Source organism: Ruegeria sp. BG7, assembly GCF_056535685.1.
Genome location: NZ_JBQFIU010000001.1, coordinates 526204 through 545145 on the forward strand (window position 1 = coordinate 526204; position 18942 = coordinate 545145).

The window sequence follows — 18942 nt, forward strand, 5'->3', positions numbered from 1 at the left end:
TTCTAAGCTGGCCCGGCATTTGAAACAAGGCGCTGAAATGTCCGATCTGCTCGATGACCCGATTCCGGGCCAAAATACCCCCGAATACACCGTTTCCGAGATCTCAGGAGAGGTGAAACGGACGCTCGAAGGCTCTTTCGGGCGAATCCGAGTGCGGGGTGAGGTCGGGCGCGTGTTCAAAGCGCGTTCGGGGCATTTGTACTATGACATCAAAGATGACCGGAACGTTCTGGCCTGCACCACATGGAAAGGACAGATTTCCGGCCTTTCCGTTGTGCCAGAAGAAGGGTTGGAGGTTGTCGTCACGGGCCGCCTGACCGCATTTGGTGCGCAATCGAAATACAATCTGAATGTCGATGAGGTATCCGTCGCCGGACAAGGCGCATTGATGGCCTTGCTGGAGAAACGCAAGAAGCAGCTTGAAGCCGAGGGTTTGTTTGCGCCCGAGCGAAAGAAGCCGTTGCCCTATCTGCCGAATATCATCGGTGTGGTGACATCGCCTTCGGGTGCTGTGATCCGTGACATTCTTCATCGCCTCAGGGACCGGTTCCCACGTAAGGTGCTAATCTGGCCCGTGGCCGTCCAAGGGGCGAATTGCGCACCAGAAGTCGCTCGCGCCATCGAAGGCTTCAACCAATTGACGCCTGGCGGAGCCCTGCCCCGGCCCGACTTGATCATCGTAGCCCGCGGTGGCGGGTCTATCGAAGACCTCTGGGGCTTTAACGAAGAGGTCGTCGCCCGCGCCGCAGCTGCATCAGAAATTCCGCTGATTTCAGCCGTCGGGCACGAAACCGATACAACGCTGATCGACTTTGTCTCGGACCGCCGCGCGCCCACGCCCACTGCCGCAGCAGAGCTTGCCGTGCCCGTCCGCATGGAGCTGCTTGCATGGACCGGAGAGCAAGGGGCGCGGTTGTCCCGTGCGGCAACGGATGCAGTTCAACGCCGAACGCAAAGGCTGCGCGATCTGTCCCGCGCCTTGCCGCGCCCAGACAGCTTGTTGAACTCCCCACGCCAACGTCTTGATTTGATTGCAGATCGCCTGACACCCGCCTTGACCCGCGGCGTGCAAAACCGCCGTCTGCAAGTCGTCGAACTGTCCGCCCATCTACGCCCTTCGACCCTACGTGGTTTGGTAACAACACGTCAGGAATCGCTGCGCAACCTGTCGTCGCGCCTGTCTCTGCGCCCGATTCAGCGCGAGATCGAGCAGCAGCGGCAGAGCCTTGCCCGGCTTAATGATCGAATGAACACCGCTCAGACCACGCGTCTGGAACGCCTTCAGCAACAACTTGAGGCCACCGACCGCCTGCGCGAAACGCTCAGTTACAAAGCCACTTTGGAGCGGGGATATGCGGTCGTCCGTGCGGAAGGTGACGTGATCACCACCAAAGCCCAGGCGGCCACACATGCGGCGCTTGAGATCGAGTTCGCAGATGGTGTTCTGAGCACTGGCACAGCCGCAAAACCGACGCCCAAGAAACCCAAACCGGACGCCCCGGATCAGGGATCACTGTTTTAAGCCATGCTGACCATCTGGGGCCGCAAAACGTCGTGAAATTAAAGGGCTCTGAGGTCTTGTGCTTGCTTTGATCACACACCAACCTCAGGCCCATAGCACACCATTTCCTCGCCAAGTTCCTCAGCCTCATACAGCTCAGTCGCCTCTGGGTTGCCTTCAAACTGCGCAACCAGCCCGCCGCCAGATTGCGTAAAAACCCAGCATTGAGGGTCGAGCCTGTCTTCGTAGACAAAGCAGATCTGCTCGTCCCGCTGATACCAGACACCTTCCTTGCAATTGCCATCCAGAAAAGACCAGATCACACGCCGGTTCGGCAGATACCGCTCGACCCCGTAAACCTGCCCGTCGAACCCGTAGAACAAGGTTTTACCTTGCGTGTATCTGTCGAACTCCGTGCCAGATAAAGGCGTCTGGGCCGCAACGGCCTGCGCGGCAAAACTTGCGAGAATCATCCAATACCTGAGCATATACGCACCCTGCCAGAAGCTTCACTTCGATTCCATTTACCGTTTGATGCTGGGACCTCATAAGAAAATTAACTTAACGTAAGCAATTGATTTCAAAACCCGCACCGGCTGAGATCGGTCGTGAGCAGTCGGAGGCACTCATGACCAACATAGTTTTCTTGATCGCACTTGGCTGCGCCCTTGTCTATCTGCCGCTGACAGCGCGCCCGGCCTCGGCCTTGCGAACGGTATTTAAGACCACCTCGGTTGCCGCTTTGGCCGTTGCAGCCCTTGTACAAGGCGGGCCATGGTTACTTGTTGTTGCGCTCATTCTTTGTGCGACAGGCGATGCATTGTTGTCTCGCGAAACGGATGCCACGTTTATGGTGGGGATTGCTTCCTTCGCTGGCGGACATCTGGCCTATATCGCGCTATTCCTGACCTATCCGACCAGTAACGCTGATCTGATTTGGAACGCGCCCGCGACGGTGTGGTCTCTGATTATTCTGGGCATCGTCATGGCCACCTTGCTGGCGCCACGCGCGGCTGATCTGAAAGGCCCTGTTCTGGCCTACATACCCATCATCCTGGGAATGGGTATAGCTGTTATGGCACTGCCGGAAACAGGTGTATTGCGCAGGGCCTTTCCTGCCGCCATCGCCTTTATCGCGTCCGATCTGATCCTTGCGACCGAGAAGTTTCTACTGCCTCCAAACCATCCGGCCCTCAAGGCAACGCCCTATCTCATCTGGCCCCTATACTGGGGCGCACAGCTCGGCTTTGTCCTTGCATTCGCGTGACCCTTTGCAACTGCCGCAAATCCGCATTAGGTGAAGGGAACACCTGCGGAGACACTACATGGCGTTTTTCTCAAAGCTAAAGGATAAGCTGTTCAAATCCTCCTCTCGTCTGGAAGAGGGGCTGGAAGCAATCGTCGAAGATGGCGGCGAGGAAACGGCCGCGCCTGACCCGGTGATCCCAGAACCACAGCCCGAACCGGAACCGGTCCCGGAAATCCCGGATCCAGCCCCGGCACCACTACCTACTGAACCGCCCGCCCCTGTCCCCGCTGATCCAACTCCGGTCGCTCCTCCACCCGAAATCCCTGAATCGAAGGGCATTCTGAACCGCCTGTTCAATCGCGGCGGCGGCACGACGGAAATGCGCCGCACCTTGGACGATGACATGCTGGAGCAACTCGAAGAGCTGCTGATCGCCTCTGACATGGGTGTCGACACGGCCTTGCGCGTCACCTCGAACATGGCCGAGGGGCGCTTTGGCCGCAAACTCTCAACTCGGGAAATCAAGCAATTGCTTGCACAAGAAGTCGCCCGCGTGATGGAACCCGTGGCCAAGCCCCTGCCGATCTATCCCAAACGCCCGCAAGTGGTGCTGGTCGTCGGGGTCAACGGCTCGGGCAAGACCACCACAATCGGCAAGTTAGCCAGCCAGTTCAAGGAAGCGGGCAAAAAAGTTGTAATCGCCGCCGGTGACACGTTCCGCGCCGCTGCAGTTGAACAATTGCAAGTCTGGGGCGATCGGGCCGGGGTTCCGGTGCTGACCGCGCCAGAAGGCTCGGACCCTGCCAGCCTGGCGTTCGATGCTCTGAATCGCGCACAGGCCGAAGGTGCAGATCTGCTGATGATCGACACCGCAGGCCGTTTGCAAAACCGTGCTGACCTGATGGAAGAGCTAGCCAAGATTGTCCGCGTCATCCGCAAAGTCGACGATACCGCCCCGCACAACACCCTGTTGGTCCTCGACGCAACAACAGGCCAGAACGCGCTGAGCCAGGTGGAAACCTTCCGCAAGCTGGCTGACGTCTCGGGCCTTGTCATGACCAAACTGGACGGCACCGCCAAAGGCGGCGTTCTGGTCGCTTTGGCAGACAAATTCGGCCTGCCCATCCACGCCATTGGTGTGGGCGAACAGATCGACGACCTCGCCCCCTTCGATCCCGAAGAATTTGCCGCCGCCCTGACCGGTCTCGACAAAGGCTGATCCGCCCCTTCATCTGGCTAAAAATACCTTCGGGGGTCTGGGGGTGGAAAACCCCCAGCCTCACCGCCCAGCAAAAGGTTGGCATCTTTGAGCAACTGGCTGATCTCATTGGAAGGGACGGAAGCGGGCCACCAACTTGCACTAGGGTTGGCCCTGATGGCGGCCTTTCTTCATGCCGTGTTTGGGGCTCTGCAAAAGGGGCGTCATGACCCGTGGCTGTCTCGTGGCGCCATTGATGCCAGTTACTGCCTCATGGCCGCACCTTTCGCCCTTTTTGTTGTGCCCTGGCCCGAACCGCATATGTGGCCGATCTTCGCGCTCGTCTGGCTGATTCACATCGCGTACAAGACGCTTCAGGCCATGGCCTATACCAAAGGTTCCTACACAGTGGTCTATCCGGTCGTGCGCGGAACCGGTCCGCTTTTTACAGTCATCGGAGCTTATCTTCTATTCGGAGAGACCTTTTCTGCCGTTCAATGGCTGGGCGTTGCGACCTTGCTAGCCGGAATCTTCGGGTTGGCCGCGTATAATTTCCGGTTTCTGGAAACCAATCGCGACACACTTGGCATCGCGCTCACTCTGGCGATCATCACGGGCCTTTTTGTGGCCCTGTACACCACCTATGACGCCTACGGTATCCGCGCCACTGCCGACCCTTTCACCTTTCTGGCTTGGTTCTTCATGATCGATGGCGCGGCCATGCCGATCTACGCTTTCCTCAGGTGGCGTGCCATGATCGACCGCCCTGCTATTGGCCCTCTCATGCTGCGCGGTCTGGCGGGTGGAATTATTGCCCCTCTGTCATTTGGTGCGATCATGCTCGCCACCCGGCTGGACAAAGTGGGTGAGGCCGCCGTTCTTCGCGAAACCTCAACGGTCTTTGCGGCCCTGATCGGTTGGCTTGTGCTAAAGGAAACTGTAGGGCCCCGACGCATTGCCCTTATGGCATTGATTGCACTCGGCGCCGTAATAGTTGAAATGGGCGGGTAAACAGCAGGACGTACAGATGACAGCCAAAAAAGACATCAACCCGTTTTTGAAACAGGTGCTGGAACTTGGCCCCCCCTTGGCCTTCTTCTTCATCTACCTGCGTTTGCGTGACGACAGTTTTCTGATCGGTGGTATCGAGTATTCCGGCTTTATCGTTGCAACGATCATCTTTGTGCCCCTGATGCTCGGCGCGATGGGTATCCTGTGGTACCTGACCGGCAAACTCAGCCGAATGCAGATATTCACCGCCTTCATGGTCCTTTTCTTCGGTGGCCTCACCGCCTGGTTCAATGACGAGCGGTTCTTCAAGATGAAAACCACGCTGGTCTATGGTCTGTTTGCTTTGATCCTGGGCATTGGCCTGATGCAAAAGAAATCTTACCTGGCCTATGTTCTGGAAGAGTTGCTTCCGATGAAACAGGAAGGCTGGATGATCCTGACCCGCCGCTTGTGCGCCTGTTTTGCCATTTTGGCCGCCGCCAACGAATTTGTCTGGCGCACAATGTCGACGGACATGTGGGTCAAGATTGAGACCTTTGGCTTTCCCATAGCGCTGATGGCCTTTTTGATGCTGCAATTCAGCATGTTGCAGCGCTACATGGAGGATCCGGAACAGAAATAAGTCCCGTTGCGTCAGCCAGGTCTGCCAAAACAAACAAAATTCTTGGATAATGCGCCGAGCTATGTGAAGTTGTATCACCACCCGCACACTCACCTTGCCCAAGATCGGTGCATACATGACGGCCTTTCCCAACAGCGGCTTCTTGTCCGAAGCCTCCGACGGACTCAGAGAAATGCTTTCGGCTCAAGCGACCGAAATTTCCCTGACCCAAGGCGAAACACTTTTTGAACAAGGCGACGAGGGCGACGCGCTGTACGCCATTTTGGAAGGCACCCTCGAAGTGTCTTTTCTCGCCATGAGCGGGCGCAAGCTGACCCTGACCCTGATGCGCCCAGGCGAAGTCTTTGGCGAAATCGCCCTGTTCGACAACGGTCCCCGCACAGCGACCATTGCGGCGGCCGAAGCCTCGCGCGTTTTGCGAGTGCGCCGCAATGACGTCCTGAAACAGATCCGGCACTATCCTGATCTTGCAGAGGATTTAATCCGGCTGGCCGGATTGCGGATGCGGTACATGGGGTCTCAGTTGAACGAGCAAGTCTTTTTGCCCATGCCCATTCGTCTTGCGCGAAGGCTGCTACACCTGTCAGGTTTGCAGGACAACCCGTCCGAACGCATTACACTGTCGCAAAGTGAACTGGCCGAGTTTGTCGGGGCGACGCGCGAAGCTGTGTCCAAGACAATCTCAGGCTGGAAACGCGACAATGTTGTGGAAGCATCCCGCGGCGGACTGCTGATTCAGGACTTTGTGGCACTACGTGAGTTGGCCGAATCTGACCTGATCTGAGCGGATGTGATCTGGTTCACAGACCTGTTTCCAAACATAACCTACGGTGAAGTTGTTACCGTAGGAGGTCAGAGAATCATCCCCGATATCTGTCCACTGACCTCTCCCTGTATCTGAGCCATACGCAATTTCTGCGTATGGCTCATTTTTTTTCAAATACTCTGCCCCTTAATCGGTAGGCAAAGAAAAAGGCCGGGATTTTATCCCGGCCTTTTTCGTTTACTCTTCGAGGCTCAGCGCCACAAACCGCGGATCTCCGCCCCTGCGTACCAAGAGCAGCAAGGATTTCCTGCCGGCTTCGCGCGATTCTTCCATTCTCTCTTCCAGATCACCGATGGTCTCAACTTTTTGCTGTCCTGCTTCGGTGATCAGATCACCGGCCCGCAATCCTTTGGCATAAGCTTCAGACGCCTGATCCACGTCGGAAATCACCAGACCTTCGGCATCTGCGTCCAGACCCAGATCCTCGCGCAGCGTGTCGGTCAGGGGAGATATCGTCAGGCCAAGAATATCCGCGTCCTCGTCGACCGGCGCCTCTTCAGGTTCCTGTTCGCCACTATCGGCACGCTCAGCATCTTCGCGACGCCCCAGTGTGACCAACACGGTCTGGGTTCCGCCGTCCCGATGCACGATGACACGCACAGATTTTCCAACTTCTGTTTCACCGACCTGACGCACCAGACCGCGTGTGTCTTCAACCTCGACGCCGTCAAAACTGGTGATCACATCACCCGCCTTCAAACCTGCTTCTTTTGCCGGACCTTCCGGGACATCACTGATCAGAGCACCGCCAGGCTTTTCAAGCCCCATTGCTTCTGCCATGTCCGGCGTCACGTCCTGAATACGCACGCCAAGCCACCCGCGGCGCGTTTCCCCAAACTCACGCAATTGGTCGACAACTTTGACCACAACGTTGGACGCCATCGAAAATCCAATCCCGATTGACCCCCCGTTGGGAGACAGGATAGCCGTGTTCACGCCGATCACTTCGCCATCCATGTTGAACAACGGACCACCTGAGTTGCCTCGGTTGATCGCCGCATCGGTCTGAATGTAATCGTCGTAAGAGCCACTCAGCTCTCGATTACGGGCCGACACGATCCCGGCTGAAACCGAAAAGCCCTGCCCCAGCGGGTTGCCCATGGCAATCACCCAATCGCCCACACGCGCGACGTCACTATCGCCGAAGGTCACGTATTTCAGCGGGCCCGACGCTTCGACCTTGAGCAATGCGATATCGGTCTTCTCATCCGTACCGATGACTTTGGCGACCAGTTCTTGTTTGGGCTGACCGTCGCCCGGGAAGAATTCCACAAGGATTTCATCGGCTTCGGCAATAACGTGATTGTTGGTGACGATAAATCCGTCTTCCGAAATCACAAAGCCCGAACCCAAAGCGTTGCTGCGCCTTGGCGCGTCGTCGTCATCTCCGTTTCGGTCCTGAAATTCACGAAAGAAATCCTCGAACGGGGACCCTTCGGGAACAATCCCCTGTGGACCAGCCTGACTTTCGATCAGGGTACTTGTTGTGATGTTTACCACGGCCGGGCTGATCTTTTCCGCCAGCGGCGCAAGACTTTCACCCCGGGCCTGTACGGCAACTGTTTGCGCCAGCAAAAGCAGCATTCCGGCAAAAGCCAGCCACATCACCCGCATCCACTCACCCCTTTCGTCCCACCGGACGGACACACTGCGCGCTTTCGCCTGCACTTGAGCTCTCCTTGTCGACAGTCTTCCCCAGACCGCTAAGAAACAGTCTTGCTTATCGACCAATGTAGTCAGTTTGATCGGACGAGCAACTCAGGATCGCGGGGAATTCACTGCCAAGTGAAGGCATACCCTCAAAAACCCAGCTGATACGCCCCCCAAAGCAGGATCAACCCACTTATGACGCAAAGCAGCCCCATCAACCGGCGCGCCTGTTCTGGAACTGAACGAAGCGCTTCGAGCATACGTTCAATAAGCGAAGGGGCCAGCGCATAGGCCAGCCCCTCGACAATTAGCACCAGCCCAAAGGCCAGAAGGATCATGCCCATTACTGGGTCGCCTGCCCTGTGGGCGATTTCAGGTAGTTGAAGAACTCGGAATCCGGGCTCAGCACCATTGAGCTGTTGCTGCCGCCCAGCGCGCGTTCATAGGCTGACAGCGAGCGATAGAACTCGAAGAACTCCGGGTCCTTGCCAAAGGCTTCGGCGAAGATTGCGTTGCGCTCGGCGTCAGCCTCACCGCGAATGATCTCGGCTTCGCGGTTGGCGTCCGACACCAATTCGACCACGGTCCGGTCGGCTTGCGCGCGCACACGCTGCGCGGCCTCGTTACCTCGGGCGCGTTCGTCGGTCGCCTCACGTTCCCGTTCAGCCTTCATCCGGTCGAAAGTGGCCTCAAGGTTCGCCTGTGGCAGGTCGGTTGCCTTGAGACGCACGTCGATCACGTTGACACCCAGCGCGCGCGCTTCGGCTATCGCGCTGTTACGGATGCGCAGCATCAAAGCCGCACGGTCTGAACTGAGGATGTCACGCGAGGACACCGAACCCAGAACTTCCCGCGTTTCCGCGCGCAGGATACGGTCCAGACGGTCTTCGGCGACAGGAACGCCACCAACACCAACAGCCTGACGGAACTGCTCCAGATCAGAAATCCGGTAACGTGCGAACGCATCGACCACCAGACGACGGTCATCCAGAGGTGTTACCTCAAGTGGTTGAACGTCGATGGAAAGGATACGGTCGTCGTAGCGAACCACTTCCTGGATCAGAGGAATCTTGAAAGCCAGACCGGGCTCTTCCTTCACAGCCACAACGCGGCCGAATTGCAGCACCAACGCGCGTTCGCGCTCGTCCACGATAAAGATCGAGGACAGACCAACTACGCCCAGAATGGCAATGACGATAAGGATAATAGGCGACTTACGCATCAGTTGCTCTCCGCAGGTTGGTTGCGACGCAGTTCGTTCAGCGGCAGATAGGGTACGACGCCCTGCCCCTGACCGGTCGAGTTCTCGTCCAGGATGATCTTGTCGACATCACCCAGAACCTGCTCCATCCGCTCCAGGTACAGACGCTTGCGGGTCACATCCGGCGCTTTAGAGTATTCTTCCAGAACCGCGCTGAAACGGCTCGCCTCACCCTGTGCACTGTTGATCTGCTGGGCGCGATACGCTTCGGCCTCTTCCAGTACCTGCGCGGCTTCACCACGGGCTTCCGCCAACACGCGGTTTGCATAGGCGTCGGCCACATTTTGCAGACGGTCACGTTCCTGCGCAGCGGCCTGAACGTCACGGAATGCGGCAATCACATCCTGCGGCGGGTCGGCCTTGTCAAAGTTCACACGGACGATGTTCACGCCGGAATCATAGCTGTCCATTGTTGCCTGAATAAGTTCCTGTAACCGGTCGGCGATAACACCACGATCCCGGTTCAGGATTGGAGCCAATTCGCTTTGCGCGATGATCTCGCGCATCGCCGATTCCGAAACCGCGCGGATCGTCTGACGCGGGTCGCGCAGATTGAACAGGAACTTGGCCGGGTCGTTGATGTTCCAAACGACCTGATAGTCGATGTCGACCACGTTTTCGTCGCCGGTCAGCATCAGACCATCGTCGCTGCCACGGGCACCGCCCATATCCTCGTTCTGTTCACGCGTAACCGGAATTACCTCGGCTGTAACAAAAGGCCACGGCGCGAAGTTCAGACCAGGATTTCCAACAGCGGAAAATTCGCCCAGAAACAGCTCAACAGACTGTTCTTCCGGCTTAACCGTGTAGAAACTTGCCGCAGCCCAAAGACCAACAGCCACTAAGCCACCAATAATAACGGTGCCCTTGGTAAAGATCGGGCCGCCACCGCCTGACCCCTGACCATTACTGCCACGGCCACCCCCGCCGCGACCGCCCATCAGGACGCGCAGCTGCTCTTGGCCTTTTTTCATCAGCTCGTCGATCTCGGGGATCTGCGGGCCGTCGCCTTCGGGTGGCTTGCGCCCGTCCCCGTTATTTCCCCGATTTCCTCCACCACCGGAAGAGCCTCCGCCCCCCCAGGGGCCACCGCTGTTGCCCGCCATATGTATATGTTCCCTTGTGTTTGACCGTGTGATCACGGCGTCCTTTGTAACTTGTGTGCGCGCGGTTGCAAATCAAGCCGTGCGCACAGGTTGCCGCATTGTCACCAGTTCTTCGGCCATCACCGGATGCACGGCGACAGTACGGTCAAAATCTTCTTTGGTCGCGCCCATCTTTACGGCAATACCTGCAAGCTGGATCATCTCACCCGCACCGGGGGCAACAATGTGGCACCCCAGTACCTTTCGCGTGGCCTGGCTGACCAACAGCTTCATCAAAACCCGCTGCGTTCCGCCAGCGAATGACTTTTGCATCGGCTTGAACGACGTGGCGTAGACTTCGATCGGTTCTTGCGCTGCCGCTTCTTCTTCGCTGAGGCCAACAGTGCCAAATTCCGGCTGCGTAAAGATCGCGGTTGGGATCAATTCATGATCCACAGGCGTCGGATTACCTTTGAACACTGTTTCGACAAATGCCATGCCTTCGCGGATCGCAACGGGCGTCAGATTCACCCGGTCCGTGACGTCGCCAATGGCATAGATCGAAGGCACGGCGGTCTGGCTGAATTCATTTACAATGATTTCACCCTTGCGCCCGCGTTCGACGCCCAAGTCTTCCAGCCCCAGATTATCCGCATTTGGCACACGGCCCGTTGCGTACATCACCACGTCAAAACGATCTTCGGTACCATCGGTTGCCTTGACACGGATCTGGCCGCTGTCTTGGGTCATTTCCAGCACATTTGTGCCCAGACGGACGTCGATGCCGTTTTGGCGCATCTCTTCACAGATCAGCCCCCGCGCCTCTTCATCAAAACCGCGCAGGATTTGCGCGCCGCGATAGAATTGCGTGGTCTTGACACCCAGCCCGTTCATGATCCCGGCGAATTCGCTGGCGATATAGCCACCACCGACGATCAGAATACTCTGGGGCAGCTTATCCAGATGGAAAATCTCGTTCGAAGTGATCGCCAGCTCTGATCCCGGGAAATCAGGCACGACCGGACGGCCACCCGTGGCGATCAGGATGTGCTTGGCGGTTTTACGGGTACCGTCGGTCAACTCGACCGTATGCGCATCCACCAAACGCGCGCGCTGATCAAAGCTTTCAACACCGTTGTTTTTCAGGATGTTGCGATAGATCCCTTCCAGCCTATCCAGTTCCGTCACCAGCTTGTCGTGAAAGGTGTTCCAGTTGAATGCACCGGGTTGAATGTCCCAACCATAAGCCTGCGCATCGCCAACCATGCCAGAGTATTCACTGGCAAAGACCATCAGTTTCTTGGGGACACAGCCGCGGATCACACAGGTCCCGCCATAGCGGTCTTCTTCCGCCAGAGCGACCTTGGCACCAGTTTCACCCGCTGCCACGCGCGCTGCGCGGACCCCGCCCGAGCCTCCGCCGATGACAAAAAGATCATAGTCAAAGCTCATGCCGGTTTCCTTCGTTCAACTTGCAAAAATTCTCTGGATATCTGGGCGCGAAAACCCCGGTGCCAACCCCCGGGCACTGAAATTTCGAACATTCACTGGCGCTTGTCGGGGATAAGGGCATTAAAGTCAGTCCGAAACATCGGAAAACAGGTTGTCACGAGAGCCCCCAAGCAACTGATCCAGTTGGATGGTCCCTGCATTTATATCCCTCAATTCGACACGACCGTCGCCGTGGCCAATCACGACTTTGTCACAGATATCGATGAACAAGCCGTTTTCGACGACACCCGGCACCTGATTGAGGATCAGCGCCATCTGGCGCGGATTGCCGATGCGCTGCAGATGAAGGTCCAGAATATGATTTCCCTCATCCGTTACAAACGGGGCCTCACCGTTCATGCGCAGCACTGATGTCGTCCCGAGAACATCCATGGCATCCAGTGCCTCTTCGATCAGGGTGCGTGTGGTTTGCCATCCGAACGGAACGACTTCGACCGGCAAAGGGAAAGCCCCCAGCGTTTCGACCTCTTTGCCGGAATCAGCGATGACGATCATCTGGTCGCTGGCAGTCGCTACGATCTTTTCCTGCAAATGCGCGCCACCGCCGCCCTTGATCAGGTTCAAGTCGCTGTCAAACTCGTCTGCTCCATCGATTGTCAGGTCCAGCCATCCGGCCTGGTCCAACGAAATCACCTCAATCCCGACCTCTCGGGCAAGTTGCGCGGTTCGTGTTGACGTTGGCACACCCTTGATCCGCAAGCCGTCCTGCTGAACCCTCTCGCCCAGGCGTCTCACCAGCCATGCGGCCGTGGAACCCGTGCCCAGGCCGACGCGCATTCCGTCCTCGACCATCTCGGCCGCGCGGCGCGCAGCCACGAATTTCGCAGTGTCGATAGGCGAAAGATCTCCGGTCATGGCAGCTGTCCTAAATTGGCTTGCCCGAGTTATAGGGAATGCGCAGCGTAACTGCGACCCCAATTCGCGGTGCGGCGAACCCAAAGATGGCCCTGGACTACGCGTTTCCTATCGGAAACGTCGCAATCATGTCTTACAAGTTCATCTTAGAGCTATAAGTTGCCGCCATGTTGACGCCCTACCGCCTGCACTATGCCCCTGATAACGCCTCGCTGGTGATCCGCCTGGCGCTGGAGGAGATGATTGTTCCCTATGAAACCGTTCTGGTGGATCGCCGCAGCAACGAACAGGACAGTGCCGCATACCGTGCCCTGAACCCCAACGGGTTGATCCCAGTTCTGGAAACACCCCAAGGGCCGATCTTTGAAACTGCGGCGATCCTGCTGTGGCTGTCCGAGCATCACGGTCAGCTTGCACCTGCGCCGGGTGACCCTGCGCGTGCGGACTTTCTGAAGTGGTTGTTTTTTGCGTCCAACACGTTGCACGCGGACCTGCGTATCCTCTTTTACGCTGAGAAATACATCGACCCATCACAGGCCGACACATTGCGGACTGGCATTCGCCCGCGTCTCAGGCGCCACCTGCAACTGCTGGATACTTTAGCAAAACGCGCGCCGGACTGGTTCTGCGCTGACCAACCATCGGTGCTGACTTATTACGTTGCGTGCATGATGCGCTGGATGGCGCTGTACCCCGCTCAGGCAGACCGCAGTTGGTACCAGCTGGCCGATACACCTTGTCTGCAAACACTGCTGGCGCACCTTGAAACACGCCCCGCGACCCGTTCGGCCATAGCCGCAGAAGGTCTTGGGGCCACCCCGTTCACATCCCCTGTTCACGCCAACCCTCCAGAAGGCTCAGCTATCTGATATGTTCCTCTCTGTCTTCGATATGTTCAAAGTGGGCATCGGCCCGTCCTCATCTCATACCATGGGCCCCATGGTCGCTGCCGCGCGCTTTCTTGACATGATGCGCGCGTCGCCGTTTGAGTTTTCCGGCCTCAAGGGGTCATTGCACGGCTCGCTGGCGTTTACCGGTGTCGGCCACGCGACCGACCGTGCAACTATCCTTGGCCTGGCCGGGTTTGTGCCCGACACGTATGACAATGACAAAGCCGAGGCTGCGCTTGCTGCCATTGCCGACACGCATACCGTGTCGCCCGAAGGTCTGCCGACACTGACGTTCGACCCGAAAACCGATCTGGTCTTTGACTACGACAACAACCTGCCCGGGCATGCCAACGGGATGATCCTGATGGCAACGGATGCGCAGGGCGACGTGATCCTGAGGCAGGTATTCTATTCCATCGGTGGCGGCTTTGTTCTGACCGAAGAGGAACTGGCCGAAGGCAAAGCCACCGAAGAAGGCGATCCAGTCCCCTACCCGTTCAAATCGGCAGCCGAGATGCTGGAAATGGCAAATTCCAGCGGCAAATCCATCGCCGAAATGAAGCGCGCCAACGAAATCGCGCGCGGCTGCGCGGATAGTTTTACCAAGGGCTCGGCCCGCCTTTGGCAGGTAATGAACGACTGTATCGAGCGCGGCCTGCGGACCGATGGTATTCTTCCAGGTGGCCTGAGCGTGCGTCGCCGTGCCAAAGGGATCTATGACGCTCTGATGGCCGAGCGCGGGATGAACCTGACCGCGCCTCACACAATCAACGACTGGATGAGCGTTTATGCGATGGCGGTCAACGAAGAAAATGCGGCCGGCGGGCAAGTTGTCACGGCCCCAACCAACGGCGCGGCGGGTGTGCTGCCTGCAGTGCTGCGATATTACCTCGACCACGTGCCCGGTGCTTCGGAAAGCCATATCGAAGATTTCCTGCTGACTGCCGCTGCAATTGGCGGGCTGGTCAAGTTCAATGCTTCGATTTCGGGCGCTGAAGCGGGCTGTCAGGCTGAAGTTGGAAGCGCTTCTGCCATGGCTGCAGCCGGGCTTTGCGCGGTGATGGGCGGCACACCCGAGCAGGTGGAAAACGCCGCCGAGATCGCGCTGGAGCATCATCTGGGCATGACCTGCGATCCCGTCGCGGGTCTGGTTCAGGTACCCTGTATCGAGCGTAACGGGTTGGGCGCCATCAAGGCAGTCTCTGCAGCGTCGCTCGCGCTGCGAGGTGATGGTCAGCATTTTGTGCCTTTGGATTCGGCAATTGAAACCATGCGACAAACCGGGCTTGATATGCACGAGAGGTACAAAGAAACTTCGCTGGGCGGGTTGGCTGTAAACATCCCGAACTGTTGAGGTCGGAAAGGAGTCTACCGGATGCGTGGACATTGCCTGTGCGGCAAAATCAAATACGAAGTCGACTCTCCTGCTCTGTCTTGTGTGACGTGCCATTGCGACAGTTGCCGCCGCCAATGCGCAGCTCCGATGACAATCTATTTCGCGGTTCGCGACGGGCAATGGCGTTGGACCGGGGAAGAACCTAAGCGCTTCAACTCCTCACCAGGAGTTGAGCGCAGCTTTTGCCCGCATTGCGGCACACCGATCTCGTTCCGTTCGGCCAAGATGTCAGATGTACTGCATCTGTACGTGGCGACATTAGAGAACCCAGAGGTGTTGCACCCAACACTTCATGTCTCTCACGAGGAAAAGCTGAGCTGGCTGCACTTTGATGACGGTTTGCCCACCTGTGTTGGGCCAGATTACACCAAGGTTCAGCCTCTGCCGAAAGCCTAACGTCGGACCTTTCCACTCTTTCGCGAAACGGCTAGCGTCGCAGGCATGACTCAGGATCGTCCCGTCTTTGGCATTGTTTTGATGCTTGGTTTCTGCGTGCTTGCGCCATTGGGTGATTCAATGGCCAAGCTGTTGGGCGAGACGACTCCGTTGGGATTGCTGGTTACAGTCCGCTTTGCTGTGCAAGCCTTGATCCTGATCCCGCTGGTTGCCTTGACAGGACGACCATGGCGCATGCGCGGGCGTATTCTGCGCCTGACTGTGATCCGCACATTTCTGCATATCGTCGGCATCACGGCGATGTTCAGCGCGCTTCAGTTCCTGCCTCTGGCGGATGCTATCGCAATCGCTTTTGTCATGCCGTTCATCATGTTGTTGTTGGGTAAATACGTGCTGGGCGAAGAAGTTGGTGCCCGCCGTCTGGTCGCGTGCATCGTTGGATTTATCGGCACGCTTCTGGTCATCCAACCCAGCTTTGCCGAGGTCGGCGCTCCTGCGCTATTGCCCCTGATCGTCGCTGTTGTCTTTGCCTTGTTCATGCTGGTCACGCGGCAAATCGCGAAAGAGACTGACCCTGTGTCATTGCAGGCCGTGTCGGGCGTTCTTGCCACATTGGTTTTAACGCCGGTTCTGGTGATTGGAACGCACCTTGACGTATGGGAGATCTCAGCCACGCTGCCTGCCGCTGACATGTACTGGCTTTTGCTGGCAATCGGCGTGTTGGGCACGGTGGCCCATCTGCTGATGACCTGGTCGTTGCGTTATGCGCCTTCGGCCACGTTGGCCCCGATGCAATATCTGGAAATTCCCGTTGCAACCCTGATCGGCTGGGTCATCTTCAGCGACTTGCCGGACGGGCTTGCAGCGATTGGCATTTTGATAACCATCGCTGCGGGCCTCTATGTCATTCTGCGCGAGCGGGCCACCGCCCGGTCTGCCCCGACAGAAACACCTGCATAAGCCGATCCAGCGCGGAGCGCGGGATCATAACCAAAAGCCCCGGCCCGTCCATTTGCAACTCAACCTCGGCCCGTGCGCGGTTGGAAGTGCCTACCTGACCGTTTGGCTGAAACTCCAACCCTTCGATTGGCCATTCCAGCCCGGTGCTGCGTCCTGTAACCGGGCACATTGGAAACAGCGAAACGACATCTCCGGGATCAACGGGCAGGTGAATGCACGGCGGCGCGTGAAAGACCACCTCATGCTCACCCAATAGAATGCACGCCTGATCCTGCCTTCTGACCAAAGTATTCAAAACAGCCAGTTGATGATCCAGCCGCCCACCCAGAAACCCCACCCCTAGAACCAATGGGGTCTGCACACTACGCAGGGCTTTGTCGAAGTCAGTGCTGTCTTGTTCGCGGACCGGAAAGAGACGCTCGGGAGGTATTTTCGCTTTTTCCACTGCGTCTAGCGAATCGAAATCACCTATGACCGCATCCGGGATCTGACCTGATTCTGTTAGAACAGCCGCACCACCATCAGCAGCTACAAGGGATTTGACGCGATTCAGCACCAGATTCAGGTCTTCTGCGCCGACAAATCCCCCCCCAAACAGTCCAATTGGATCCGTTGAGCGTACAATTGGCTCATTTTTCACAAGATTGGCCATTTTTCCCGGATTTGGACACATTAAGACCACAAAATGATAGGTTCATGCGAAGAGTTCCGAGCCAGTGTGTGCTCCCGAATCCGGGTAAGCTGGCTCTCGTAGTTTGTAAAGGACGTGCGTCTGATGGTACAGAATAACAAGGTATTGACCGTTTCTTATGGAACCTTCTCCTGCACTTTGGAAGGATTTGACGATTCCTTTGAGACGATGAAAGCCATCGCCGAGTATTTTCGTGACCTCGCTGCGGATGACCGCTATTTCGGCTCAGAGCCCCCTCAACCTGATGCCGAAATGCTGACCCGCATTGCCCGGCGCGATGCGTCGCAGCGGGTAGAAGCAAGCCAGAACGAATCTGGACTGCTGCTGCGCGCCACGCAGACACCGGAAGCCACGTACCAGGAACCGGTTTCGCACACCGCCGCTCCGCCTGTTGCACACACCCCTACTCACGAACAGCCGACACCAACAGCGTTTTCCGAGGCGGAACCCGTCAAAGATACTTCTCCTCCGGCAGCTGACAGCATCGCGTCTAAGCTGCAGCGTATTCGCGCGGTCGTCTCTCATTCGGACGTTCCCCCTTCGGCTTACTCCGAAGATGAAGACACATCTTTACTGGCAGGCTCCACCCCCCAAGTGGACGCAGTCGCCGCAGCTTTTGAGGCCGGTGCGCTGAGCGCTGAAGACTTTGAAAAGCCCGCTGCTCCAGTGGCCGAAGAACAGCAGACACCTGCTGTGGAAGAGTTCGAGCCCGAAGAAACAGACGACTTGACCGTGGATGTAACGGCGGAGGCACAAGAGACTGAAGACAAAGACGAAGCCGAAACCGTCGAAACAGAAGCCCCAACGAGTGACGCTGACAACCTGCACGTGCCCATGACCCCCGAGCACGTGCAGGTCGACAGCCTCGAAGACGCCCCCGAAATGCAGCAACTTCCTGCCGAACCGCTGTTCGCGGATCTGGAAGAAGACGTAGCAGACGAGGTCGAAGAAGAGGACGTTCCAAACATCCTGAATGTAGAGGACGTGGCGATTGAAACTTCGGATGAAGCATCCCAGGACTCACAGGACGATCAGACCCATGGTTTGTTGACGGCCGAAGATGAAGAGAACCTGCTGAGCGAGATTTCCGAGATCGAGTCAGAGTTCTCTGAGCGCTCGAGCCAAAAACTGGCGGATGACGCCGATCCGGATCAGGATGTCCAGCGTTTGATGGCCAAAACCGGCGAACATATGGATGATCCGTCCAGCAGCGATGCGCGCGAAACCTATTCGCACCTGCGTACAGCTGTCGCTGCGACCGAGGCAGAGCTGGATGACGCAGACACTGCATCCTCAAAGGCCGACGAATACCGTGGCGACTTGGAATCTGTGGTCAGCCCCCGCCGCCCCGAAGTGAAGGTGACCAGTGCGCGTCCGGAAGCAGATGCTCCGGCCCCGCTAAAACTGGTGGCTGAACAGCGCGTTGACGATCAGAGCGAACCAACCGGCCCCGTGATGCCCCGTCGCGTCACCACTGAAATGGAAGACAGCGGTTCGGAAGAAGGCGGCTTTGCCCAGTTTGCACAGGACCAGGGCGCTCAATCACTGCCTGACCTTCTGGAAGCAGCAGCAGCTTATCTGTCCTTTATTGAAGGTCAGGAACAGTTCTCGCGCCCGCAACTGATGAACAAAGTCCGCTCTTTGAAGCAGGATGAGTTCAATCGCGAAGAAAGCCTGCGTTCATTCGGTCAGTTGCTGCGCGACGGCAAAATCGAGAAAGCCGGCGGTGGCCGTTTTGCGGCCTCCAATCTGATCGGCTTCCGCCCGGATGATGAACGCGCAGTGGGCTGACTGACGCGCCTATAGACAAGCAGGGCCGGTTAAATCCCGGCCCTTTTT

General features: G+C 57.4%; 19 protein-coding genes. 11 read left to right on the forward strand and 8 right to left on the reverse strand.

Annotation, left to right across the window (positions count from 1 at the left end; genetic code table 11):
* Window positions 1-37: 37 nt before the first annotated feature.
* Window positions 38-1522 (forward strand): exodeoxyribonuclease VII large subunit, encoded by a 1485-nt coding sequence (gene xseA, locus ACR3EH_RS02575; protein WP_171089340.1) that lies wholly within the window; start codon window positions 38-40, stop codon window positions 1520-1522.
* A 71-nt stretch (window positions 1523-1593) separates the two neighbouring features.
* On the opposite strand, the gene ACR3EH_RS02580 is transcribed toward xseA, so the two are convergent.
* Window positions 1594-1989, reverse strand: a complete 396-nt coding sequence (locus ACR3EH_RS02580) for a hypothetical protein (protein ID WP_171089338.1) — start codon at window positions 1987-1989, stop codon at window positions 1594-1596.
* A 140-nt stretch (window positions 1990-2129) separates the two neighbouring features.
* Here ACR3EH_RS02580 and ACR3EH_RS02585 point away from each other — a divergent pair, with 140 nt between their 5' ends.
* From ACR3EH_RS02585 to ACR3EH_RS02605, 5 genes are all read left to right on the forward strand, one after another.
* Window positions 2130-2768 (forward strand): lysoplasmalogenase, encoded by a 639-nt coding sequence (locus ACR3EH_RS02585; RefSeq protein ID WP_171182679.1) that lies wholly within the window; start codon window positions 2130-2132, stop codon window positions 2766-2768.
* Between the two features lie 58 nt (window positions 2769-2826).
* Entirely contained in the window at window positions 2827-3969 is a 1143-nt protein-coding gene (gene ftsY / locus ACR3EH_RS02590; RefSeq protein ID WP_171182677.1) for a signal recognition particle-docking protein FtsY, read from the forward strand.
* A gap of 87 nt (window positions 3970-4056) precedes the next feature.
* Complete coding sequence (locus ACR3EH_RS02595) at window positions 4057-4959, forward strand: EamA family transporter (protein WP_171646774.1); 903 nt, start codon at window positions 4057-4059, stop codon at window positions 4957-4959.
* A gap of 16 nt (window positions 4960-4975) precedes the next feature.
* Window positions 4976-5581, forward strand: coding sequence for an inner membrane-spanning protein YciB (locus ACR3EH_RS02600; RefSeq protein ID WP_171089330.1), 606 nt, complete (start codon window positions 4976-4978; stop codon window positions 5579-5581).
* A 115-nt stretch (window positions 5582-5696) separates the two neighbouring features.
* Window positions 5697-6365, forward strand: a complete 669-nt coding sequence (locus ACR3EH_RS02605) for a Crp/Fnr family transcriptional regulator (RefSeq protein WP_171089328.1) — start codon at window positions 5697-5699, stop codon at window positions 6363-6365.
* Window positions 6366-6584: 219 nt separating this feature from the next.
* Here the strand turns inward: ACR3EH_RS02605 and ACR3EH_RS02610 are convergent, their stop codons facing one another.
* From ACR3EH_RS02610 to rpiA, 6 genes are all read right to left on the reverse strand, one after another.
* On the reverse strand, window positions 6585-8075 hold the full coding sequence (locus tag ACR3EH_RS02610; RefSeq protein ID WP_171089326.1) for a Do family serine endopeptidase: 1491 nt from the start codon (window positions 8073-8075) through the stop codon (window positions 6585-6587).
* A gap of 131 nt (window positions 8076-8206) precedes the next feature.
* The gene (locus tag ACR3EH_RS02615; protein WP_171182673.1) at window positions 8207-8401 is read right to left on the reverse strand and encodes a DUF2065 domain-containing protein; all 195 of its coding nucleotides are present in this window, start codon (window positions 8399-8401) and stop codon (window positions 8207-8209) included.
* Window positions 8401-9279, reverse strand: coding sequence for a protease modulator HflC (hflC, locus tag ACR3EH_RS02620; protein ID WP_171105184.1), 879 nt, complete (start codon window positions 9277-9279; stop codon window positions 8401-8403). Before hflC ends, ACR3EH_RS02615 begins: the two co-directional genes overlap by 1 nt.
* Complete coding sequence (gene hflK / locus ACR3EH_RS02625) at window positions 9279-10424, reverse strand: FtsH protease activity modulator HflK (protein ID WP_171182671.1); 1146 nt, start codon at window positions 10422-10424, stop codon at window positions 9279-9281. Before hflK ends, hflC begins: the two co-directional genes overlap by 1 nt.
* 72 nt (window positions 10425-10496) lie before the next feature.
* A complete protein-coding gene (gor, locus tag ACR3EH_RS02630) occupies window positions 10497-11855 on the reverse strand; it encodes a glutathione-disulfide reductase (RefSeq protein WP_171675486.1) in 1359 nt (452 codons plus the stop codon).
* A 126-nt stretch (window positions 11856-11981) separates the two neighbouring features.
* Window positions 11982-12770, reverse strand: coding sequence for a ribose-5-phosphate isomerase RpiA (rpiA, locus tag ACR3EH_RS02635; protein WP_171089315.1), 789 nt, complete (start codon window positions 12768-12770; stop codon window positions 11982-11984).
* A 167-nt stretch (window positions 12771-12937) separates the two neighbouring features.
* Between rpiA and ACR3EH_RS02640 the strand changes: the two genes are divergently transcribed.
* Genes ACR3EH_RS02640 through ACR3EH_RS02655 form a run of 4 tightly spaced genes read left to right on the forward strand, consistent with a single transcriptional unit; the run spans window position 12938 to window position 16412 of the window.
* Window positions 12938-13639, forward strand: coding sequence for a glutathione S-transferase family protein (locus tag ACR3EH_RS02640; RefSeq protein WP_171675484.1), 702 nt, complete (start codon window positions 12938-12940; stop codon window positions 13637-13639).
* Between the two features lies 1 nt (window position 13640).
* Entirely contained in the window at window positions 13641-15014 is a 1374-nt protein-coding gene (locus tag ACR3EH_RS02645; protein ID WP_171182665.1) for an L-serine ammonia-lyase, read from the forward strand.
* A 21-nt stretch (window positions 15015-15035) separates the two neighbouring features.
* On the forward strand, window positions 15036-15452 hold the full coding sequence (locus ACR3EH_RS02650; protein ID WP_171089308.1) for a GFA family protein: 417 nt from the start codon (window positions 15036-15038) through the stop codon (window positions 15450-15452).
* Between the two features lie 45 nt (window positions 15453-15497).
* A complete protein-coding gene (locus ACR3EH_RS02655; protein WP_171182662.1) occupies window positions 15498-16412 on the forward strand; it encodes a DMT family transporter in 915 nt (304 codons plus the stop codon).
* On the opposite strand, the gene ACR3EH_RS02660 is transcribed toward ACR3EH_RS02655, so the two are convergent.
* A complete protein-coding gene (locus tag ACR3EH_RS02660) occupies window positions 16357-17064 on the reverse strand; it encodes a thiamine diphosphokinase (RefSeq protein WP_171182660.1) in 708 nt (235 codons plus the stop codon). The two genes, ACR3EH_RS02655 and ACR3EH_RS02660, sit on opposite strands and share 56 nt — an antisense overlap.
* Before the next feature lie 123 nt (window positions 17065-17187).
* Here ACR3EH_RS02660 and ACR3EH_RS02665 point away from each other — a divergent pair, with 123 nt between their 5' ends.
* Window positions 17188-18894 (forward strand): hypothetical protein, encoded by a 1707-nt coding sequence (locus ACR3EH_RS02665; RefSeq protein ID WP_171182658.1) that lies wholly within the window; start codon window positions 17188-17190, stop codon window positions 18892-18894.
* Window positions 18895-18942 lie beyond the last annotated feature (48 nt).

Excerpts from the sequence above, each read along its gene's own strand:
- ACR3EH_RS02585 (WP_171182679.1), top strand. The coding sequence starts at position 2,130 with ATGACCAACATAGTTTTCTTGATCGCACTTGGCTGCGCCCTTGTCTAT.
- hflK (WP_171182671.1), bottom strand. The coding sequence starts at position 10,424 with ATGGCGGGCAACAGCGGTGGCCCCTGGGGGGGCGGAGGCTCTTCCGGT.
- ACR3EH_RS02665 (WP_171182658.1), top strand. The coding sequence starts at position 17,188 with ATGGTACAGAATAACAAGGTATTGACCGTTTCTTATGGAACCTTCTCC.
- ACR3EH_RS02580 (WP_171089338.1), bottom strand. The coding sequence starts at position 1,989 with ATGCTCAGGTATTGGATGATTCTCGCAAGTTTTGCCGCGCAGGCCGTT.
- ACR3EH_RS02605 (WP_171089328.1), top strand. The coding sequence starts at position 5,697 with ATGACGGCCTTTCCCAACAGCGGCTTCTTGTCCGAAGCCTCCGACGGA.
- ACR3EH_RS02640 (WP_171675484.1), top strand. The coding sequence starts at position 12,938 with ATGTTGACGCCCTACCGCCTGCACTATGCCCCTGATAACGCCTCGCTG.
- gor (WP_171675486.1), bottom strand. The coding sequence starts at position 11,855 with ATGAGCTTTGACTATGATCTTTTTGTCATCGGCGGAGGCTCGGGCGGG.
- ACR3EH_RS02645 (WP_171182665.1), top strand. The coding sequence starts at position 13,641 with ATGTTCCTCTCTGTCTTCGATATGTTCAAAGTGGGCATCGGCCCGTCC.
- hflC (WP_171105184.1), bottom strand. The coding sequence starts at position 9,279 with ATGCGTAAGTCGCCTATTATCCTTATCGTCATTGCCATTCTGGGCGTA.
- ftsY (WP_171182677.1), top strand. The coding sequence starts at position 2,827 with ATGGCGTTTTTCTCAAAGCTAAAGGATAAGCTGTTCAAATCCTCCTCT.
- ACR3EH_RS02660 (WP_171182660.1), bottom strand. The coding sequence starts at position 17,064 with ATGGCCAATCTTGTGAAAAATGAGCCAATTGTACGCTCAACGGATCCA.
- xseA (WP_171089340.1), top strand. The coding sequence starts at position 38 with ATGTCCGATCTGCTCGATGACCCGATTCCGGGCCAAAATACCCCCGAA.
- ACR3EH_RS02615 (WP_171182673.1), bottom strand. The coding sequence starts at position 8,401 with ATGGGCATGATCCTTCTGGCCTTTGGGCTGGTGCTAATTGTCGAGGGG.
- ACR3EH_RS02650 (WP_171089308.1), top strand. The coding sequence starts at position 15,036 with ATGCGTGGACATTGCCTGTGCGGCAAAATCAAATACGAAGTCGACTCT.
- rpiA (WP_171089315.1), bottom strand. The coding sequence starts at position 12,770 with ATGACCGGAGATCTTTCGCCTATCGACACTGCGAAATTCGTGGCTGCG.
- ACR3EH_RS02600 (WP_171089330.1), top strand. The coding sequence starts at position 4,976 with ATGACAGCCAAAAAAGACATCAACCCGTTTTTGAAACAGGTGCTGGAA.
- ACR3EH_RS02655 (WP_171182662.1), top strand. The coding sequence starts at position 15,498 with ATGACTCAGGATCGTCCCGTCTTTGGCATTGTTTTGATGCTTGGTTTC.